This is a genomic window from Palleronia caenipelagi (assembly GCF_007004065.1).
GTDB lineage: Bacteria > Pseudomonadota > Alphaproteobacteria > Rhodobacterales > Rhodobacteraceae > Palleronia > Palleronia caenipelagi.
This window is the reverse complement of the sequence record NZ_VFSV01000079.1, coordinates 1-6,721: the sequence shown is the minus strand read 5'-3', so window position 1 is coordinate 6,721 and position 6,721 is coordinate 1. Positions and strand designations below refer to the sequence as shown.

Sequence of the window (6,721 nt, the reverse complement as noted above, 5' to 3'; positions counted from 1 at the left end):
GAGCACATCGCGTTCGTCGGGAAATTGATCCCCCGGATCAATTTCTTGTCCTCCTCACCATCCACGGCCCGCCATAACCACATCTTGATACCGTTGATCGGAACGGCGACTTCATCGAGGTGCCACTTATCTGACGCTGCGGGCCGGTCGCGCTTGATGCAATGCGCGAAATGCCGACCAAACCGGTTCACCCATTTCCGAACGGCTTCCCGGCTGACGATGACGCCTCGCTCGGCGAGCAGATCCTTTACATCCGCCGTGCTCAGCGCGAACCGATGATAGGCCCAAACGGCGTAGGCGACGACTTCACGGGGAAAACGGTAGCCCTTCAGGCGCGGCATCTCAGCTGGTACATTCATGGCGACCGGCTAAACACCCTCGGGCGCGTCTGCAAGTTGGCAATCCCTTCTGGCGTACTGCCGACCGAATTTCTCTGCCCACGCCCGCACAGTCTGGTGCGACACGATGATCCCGCGCACGGCTAACAGATCTTCAACCATCCGCAGGCTGAGCGGAAACTTGAAATACAGCCAAACTGCATAGGCGATCACGTCCGGCGGGAAACGGTGGCGGCGATAGAGGTCAGCGGGGATCATGCCGCCAGATCCCATATCCCAAAGATCACCGCACTAACTTTACAGTGCCGTGGCGGCTACACCCTTGAGGCCGAACTGGGCATCTCGCCCAACGGCTATGCGGAACCGGACTATCTGGGCTGGGAGGTCAAACAGTACGGCGTGCGGGATTTCGTGAACTATCTGGCGAAGAGCCCGGTCACGCTGATGACGCCGGAACCCACCGGCGGCCTGTACCGTGAGCAGGGGGTAGAGGCGTTCCTGCGCCGCTATGGCTATCCGGACAAGTCTGGCAAGCCCGGCAGGATCAACTTTGGGGGTATCTATGCCAACGGCCGGGATTTCCACGCGGATACCGGTTTGAAACTGGTGCTGGAGGGGTTTGATGCGGACAAAGGCAAGATCACCAATGTGGACGGCCAGATTGCTCTGATCGACCGGGACGACGTGGTGGCCGCGTCATGGGGGTTCCGGGGCGTGATCGGCCATTGGAACCGCAAACATGCCAAGGCCGTCTATGTACCGTCCTTGATGCGCGCGCCACCACCCGAGTACGCCTATGGTGCGCGTGTCGAGCTGTGTGAAGGAACGGACGTTCTGCTATTGCTGGGTGCTTTGGCGTCAGGCGCGATCTACTATGATCCGGGAATGAAGATGGAGAGAGCCGACACGCCAGCGCCGGTGACCAAGCGCAGAAGCCAGTTTCGGGTAAGGCACAACGATCTGACTACGCTCTATCAGGCGAGTGTTCACGAAAACATCGACCCGTGAAGGCGGATAAGGCGCTTTATAGTATCATCCGCCCGAGCCTGCTCGGCATCCATAGCCGCCGCTAACTCATCGGGCGAACGCTCTGCCTGCGGAGCACCACCGGCTGAGACATCGATTTGTTCAGTGCCTTCAAACATAACCATATAAGATCATTATCTTAATAATATATCATAAAAACTGTTTTAAATCTAGTAATTACTAGTTTGTAACCAAACTACGCAAATCTTCAAGCAGAGCTCTGGATGCTGCTGCATCATCTTCAGCTGCTTGTCTTTCAAGAGTTGCCACTCGGGCATAATAATCACTCTGACTTGCTGCATTAGCTTGACTACGCAAGACCATAAGCTCACCAAAACGTTTACCGATATCTGGCATAGATAACTCTTCATCTTCGGCAAAACCAAGTAGCTTTGGTGACAACTCTCCACTAGCAAAAACTGGTGGAGGTGGAATTTCAACTAGACCTGAATCTGCATTAAAGAATGAAGCTAAAATAGCTACATCACGAGGATTTCCTAAATCATTTAAAGCTCTCCAATAACACTCGTCCATGCCGGCTGGCATTTCAAGTGCCGTAGTTTCTACTGTTTCTGTAACTTCAGGCCCACCGTAACCGGCTGTCGCAATAATTCGCGGGTCTTCAGCACTGGCAACAGAAAAACCCAGCCCTGTATTGAGTATCTTACAAGCTATTTCGGCGGACGAGGCTATCACAAGTTCATTGTCAAGAATTCTCGCATTGGGATCAATTCTGGAAACGGTCGCTACCAAGTTTTGGGGTATATTTTCCTGCGCGAGCGAAAATCCCGAGAAACCCGCGATAATCGCCGTCGTCAAAACCAATTGCCGCGCCATGCGCCCGACCTTTCCATGAATAGAACAACCGTGTCGCAAATTACCACATCAAGCTGGCTTGGCAAAGGTTGGGCGCATAACCCTCCTGTTCCAACACCCCCAGACAACCTGTTTTCTTGCGTGTCCTCAAGTGAAGTGTAATAGAACTATGCCCGAAAGTGGGTGATGGCGTGATCTTCGAGTACATTTTGGTCTTCTACAAACGCCAGCGACGGCATTCAGCCATCAGCTAGCAGACGCCTGCCAAGGATAGAGGTGGTCCTAGGTTTTAGACCAGCTTGCAGCCGGTTTAAGGTGGATCAGGGGTTCATTTAGGCTGCTATTCTCATTGTCTTTGTTTTGCTGGCATAGGCCTCGTTGGGGGTCAACACTCCATGGGTCGAGTGCGGTCGCGCTGAGTTGTAGTAGGTCATCCACTTACCGATCCCGGCACGCATTTCTGAGCCAGTCTCGAAGGCGTGCAGATAGACGCATTCGTACTTCAACGACCGCCACAATCTTTCGATCATTCGGTTGTCGCGCCATGCTCCCTTGCCATCCATACTGATCCTGATCTTTGCGTCTGTCAGGACGTCAATCCAAGCACCGCTGGTGAACTGGCTGCCCTGATCGCTGTTGAAGATTTCCGGCGTACCGTGTTTGGCGATTGCTTCTTTCAAAGCCTGCACGCAGAAGTCTGCATCCATGCTGTTGGACAGACGCCAGGCCAAGACTTTGCGACTGTACCAGTCCATGATCGCCACGAGATACAGGAACCCGCGCCGCATTGGGATGTAGGTAATGTCTGCGCACCAGACCTGGTTGGGGCGATCAATCACGATGTTGCGCAGCAGGTATGGCCAGATCTTGTGCTGGGGATGCTTCTTGCTGGTGTTTGGCTCTTGGTAAATCGGCACCAGCCTCATCAGACGCATCAAGCGCCGTACTCGATGCCGACCACATCGATGCCCATTCCGCTTCATGTACCGGGCCATCTGGCGCGATCCATACCATGGCGTTTCCAAGAACTGCTTGTCGATCATTTCCATGAAGCCCAGGTTTTCTGCGCTTTCGCCAACCGGCTGATAGTAAAGCCGTGACCGTGATAGCCGCAACAGTTCGCACTGTTTACGAAGGCTTAACTTGTGATCTCGGCTCACCATTTTTTGCCTCGCGTCCCGAGAAGTTGATGCGAGGCTTCGGCTAAAAAATCCCGTTCCACCACCAGCTGGCCAATCTTCGAATGCAGCTTATCGACATCAGCGGCGCTTACCTGTTCCGGAGCCGAACCACGGCGCGTAAAGGCCGTCGCCATGTTCTCTATCGCTGCCCGCTTCCACGTGCCGATCCGCGTCGGGTGAACGCCATATTTCTTGGACAGTTCCGCCAGCGTCATCTCCTCACGGATCGCTTCAAGCGCAACCTTGGCCTTGAAATCCGGCGAATGGTTCTTGCGTTTCTTCATTTTGGATCGTCACTTTCGTCATACGATCCACCTTAACGACTGGCCCAAATTTCCGCGGCCACCTCTATCCGAAGGGGGCGTTAATCTTACCAACCAAGGAGCTGTTGCGCGAGAGTGAAGGCCGATAAGCGGCTTTATGGCATCATCCGCCCGAGCCTGCTCAGCATCCGTAGCCGCGGCTAATTCATCGGGCGAACGCTCTACCAGCCCGTCGATATTTTTGGCTTCAGTAACTATGGCGTTTATTTATCACCACACCACAACAGAAAAAAATTGTTAATAAGAACTAGTTTGATGTCGCTTCCTTAACAGACTGCAATAAAGCTCTAGCAGCTTCTGCATCTCTAGTCGCAGCTTCTGCATCAACTTCTGCAACTCGTGTATAGTAGTCAATTTGAGCTGTTGCTGATACGTCAGCCTGTACGCCTCTTAAACGAGCAAACTCTGGGGCGATCCTCGCAGGGAGAGCGTTTTTTTTAAGGCCTAACAACGTTGGATCTGCTAAAAACACTGGCAATGCTGGAATTTCCACTTCACCAGTCTCAACACTAAACAATGAGGTTAACAGCTTTACATCGTTTGGTGCTGCGATATCATTTAACGCCCGCCAATAACACTCATCCATGCCTTCTGGCCTAACAAGATCGCCCGTTTCAGTAGCATCTGTTACCTCAAGGTCACCGTAACCGGCTGTCGCAATAATTCGCGGGTCTTCAGCACTGGCAACAGAAAAACCCAGCCCTGCATTGAGCATCTTACAAGCCATTTCGGCTGACGAGGCTACCACAAGTTCATTGTCAAGAATTCTCGCATTGGGATCAATTCTGGAAACGGTTGCTATCAAGTTGTCGGGTATATTTTCCTGCGCGCGCGAAAATCCCGAGAAACCCGTGATAATCGCTGTCATCAAAACCAATTGCCGCGCCATGCGCCCGACCTTTCCACAAATGGAACACCCCTGTCGCAATTTACCACATCAAGGCTGGCTTGCCAAAGGTCGGGCGCATAACCCTCCTGTTCCAACACCCCCAGACAACCTGTTTTCTTGCGTGTCTTCAAGTGAAGTGTAATAGAGCTATGCCCGAAAGTTGGTGATGGCGTGATCTTCGAGTACATTTTGGTCTTCTACAAACGCCAGCGACGGCATTCAGCTATCAGCTAGCTAGCAGACGCCTGCCAAGGATTTCGAAGAAATTAGTCGGAAAATCGCCGCGTGGGTCAACAATCAGACTTTCCAGAAACCGGGACGAAGTTCCAACACTTATTAAAATCTACTACCTATTTTAGGGCTATAAAAAAGCAAAACCACAAGCACCTAAGAAAGCCGGTCAATTAACTTTCTGATAAAAGCCGCTCGAGCCTCTGCGGCAGCTCGTTCTTCGGCGGTCATTTGGGCTCTCGCTTCTGCGGCAGCTCGCTCATCTGCCGTGATAGCAAGCATATCTTCCGCCGCGGCTAAAGTTCCACTGCTATGTCCAGACTTCGCGTCACGACAATCTACTCGCGAAGCCTCAATCTTTAAAGTTGGTGCCACCAAGCCACTTGTACTACGACCTTCTGGCTCACGGCAACTCCAAATCACCGCCGCAGCGGTTTCCCATAACTTACGATTAATTTCTGGCGCACCATTGTAAGTAATGGCTGCAACATAAGCCGGAATTTCATCTATCTGGCCCGGCCCACCGCCAATTTCTGGTAAAGGCGCTCGCGTTTCTTCTAAAAGTCTGGCAAAGTCAGAAAATTCGTACGCAGTAACAATTTGCTGTTCAAAATTGGTTGGCGGCTTCCAACCTTCAATTTTACAGACCCCAAAATACTCAGTTTGTTCACCCCGTTGAAACGAAACCTCATCACACCCGGGTACGCGACTTCCTCTGGGTAAAGCTCCAGCGATTTTATAAGTTCCATCTGGCTGTCGTAAAAACACCAATGAACCAGCCCCTCCCATGTCCACCTTAAAAGCACCAGTTTCTGCTATCATGGCCTCGGTGGCTTCTGGAGAAGTTAGCTCGGCCATTGTCGTAGGCCGGGTAATTTCAGCGGATGCAATTGTGGTTCCAAAAACGGCAACCCCCAAGTTGACCATGAAAAGCATGTGCCGCGTCATGCGCCCACCCTTACAAATTGAAATGACTATCATTTGGCAGCCTATCACACTCTTACGACGCCGCCAAAGGGTGGGCGCTCCGCCCACCCATAGTAAAACAGCGATAGATTTGCCTGATCTTTAAGTCATGTGTAACATATGGGCACCTCGATTTTTCACTGCCTTCGGCTGATCTGCACGAGTTTTGTGGCGTGACGCCGACAGGAAGTGGCTTTTGGGGATGTTTTGCGGCATAGCCATGGCCCGTTCCGCCTTGTCATTGCAGGCTTCGGCCCCGTCGGCCTGAAGTCGGCGCTCTGGATCACGCCGGACAAGGGTTCAGGCGGCGTAGCTGCGCCAGCCGTCGCATGTTGTAGGCGAGGTTCTTCATGCCGATCTTCGCCTTCGCGCGGGTGAGGCCGATGGTGCGCACCAGCGTCCCGCCCATGTCGTTGGTCTGTGGGTTCTGTCGCAAATTTCGGGTGTGATCTTCCGTCTAGCGGGTGACGTCGGTATGTTGACAGCTCCAACGACACCGCTGACGGAATGACAGGATGATCGACTTCAAGGGCGCCCACTATCCCAAAGAAGCCATCCTTTACGCGGTGTTCTTCTACGTTCGCTACGCCGTATCGTATCGTGACCTGGAAGAGATCATGGCCGAGCGTGGCGTCCTTGTTGATCACGCGACGCTGAACCGCTGGGTGGTGAAATACGCGCCGCTGATTGCAGACGTGGCGCAGCAGCGCAAAGCGGCAACCGCCAGATCATGGCGCGTCGATGAAACATACATAAAGGTAAAGGGCGAGTGGACCTATCTCTACAGGGCGGTGGATCGGGACGGTCAACCCCTTGATTTTATGCTGTCTGAACGGCGCGATGAAGATGCAGCCACCCGGTTCTTCGAGCGGAAGATCGACCGGAACGGCTGGCCGGACAAGGTGGTCATTGATAATGAGCGGAGCCAATCTGGCCGGTCTCGACAACATG

6 protein-coding genes and 3 pseudogenes are annotated in these 6,721 nt (G+C 52.9%); 2 read left to right on the top strand and 7 right to left on the bottom strand.

Annotated elements, in window-relative coordinates; genetic code table 11:
* On the bottom strand, window positions 1–359 hold a 359-nt coding region (locus FEV53_RS19130; protein ID WP_142836148.1), incomplete at its 3' end, for a transposase.
* Window positions 360–404: 45 nt separating this feature from the next.
* Window positions 405–596, bottom strand: a pseudogene (locus FEV53_RS19125) (IS6 family transposase); the annotation flags it as partial.
* Here FEV53_RS19125 and FEV53_RS19120 point away from each other — a divergent pair.
* Complete coding sequence (locus FEV53_RS19120; RefSeq protein WP_221931680.1) at window positions 567–1,346, top strand: MvaI/BcnI family restriction endonuclease; 780 nt, start codon at window positions 567–569, stop codon at window positions 1,344–1,346. The pseudogene FEV53_RS19125 and the gene FEV53_RS19120 sit on opposite strands and share 30 nt — an antisense overlap.
* A 198-nt stretch (window positions 1,347–1,544) precedes the next feature.
* On the opposite strand, the gene FEV53_RS19115 is transcribed toward FEV53_RS19120, so the two are convergent.
* The 5 genes and pseudogenes from FEV53_RS19115 to FEV53_RS19095 all read right to left on the bottom strand — a co-directional run.
* Window positions 1,545–2,201 carry a hypothetical protein gene (locus tag FEV53_RS19115; RefSeq protein WP_142836279.1) on the bottom strand — a complete coding sequence of 219 codons (657 nt, stop codon included), beginning with the start codon at window positions 2,199–2,201 and terminating at the stop codon, window positions 1,545–1,547.
* 311 nt (window positions 2,202–2,512) lie between these two features.
* Window positions 2,513–3,645, bottom strand: a protein-coding gene (locus FEV53_RS19110) for an IS3 family transposase (protein WP_246100937.1) whose coding sequence is annotated in 2 segments (ribosomal slippage) — window positions 2,513–3,366 and window positions 3,366–3,645 — 1,134 coding nt in all. Because the reading frame shifts where the segments join, the coding sequence is not laid out codon by codon here.
* 286 nt (window positions 3,646–3,931) lie between these two features.
* Entirely contained in the window at window positions 3,932–4,573 is a 642-nt protein-coding gene (locus FEV53_RS19105) for a hypothetical protein (protein ID WP_142836277.1), read from the bottom strand.
* Window positions 4,574–4,960: 387 nt separating this feature from the next.
* Window positions 4,961–5,740, bottom strand: a complete 780-nt coding sequence (locus FEV53_RS19100) for a hypothetical protein (protein ID WP_142836276.1) — start codon at window positions 5,738–5,740, stop codon at window positions 4,961–4,963.
* A 313-nt stretch (window positions 5,741–6,053) separates the two neighbouring features.
* A pseudogene (locus tag FEV53_RS19095) lies at window positions 6,054–6,191 on the bottom strand (IS5/IS1182 family transposase); the annotation flags it as partial.
* Between the two features lie 94 nt (window positions 6,192–6,285).
* On the opposite strand from FEV53_RS19095, the pseudogene FEV53_RS19090 reads away from it, so the two are divergent.
* Window positions 6,286–6,721, top strand: a pseudogene (locus FEV53_RS19090) (IS6 family transposase); the annotation flags it as partial.

Coding starts and splice junctions, on each gene's coding strand:
- FEV53_RS19100 (WP_142836276.1), bottom strand. CDS start 5,740: ATGCTTTTCATGGTCAACTTGGGGGTTGCCGTTTTTGGAACCACAATT.
- FEV53_RS19115 (WP_142836279.1), bottom strand. CDS start 2,201: ATGGCGCGGCAATTGGTTTTGACGACGGCGATTATCGCGGGTTTCTCG.
- FEV53_RS19105 (WP_142836277.1), bottom strand. CDS start 4,573: ATGGCGCGGCAATTGGTTTTGATGACAGCGATTATCACGGGTTTCTCG.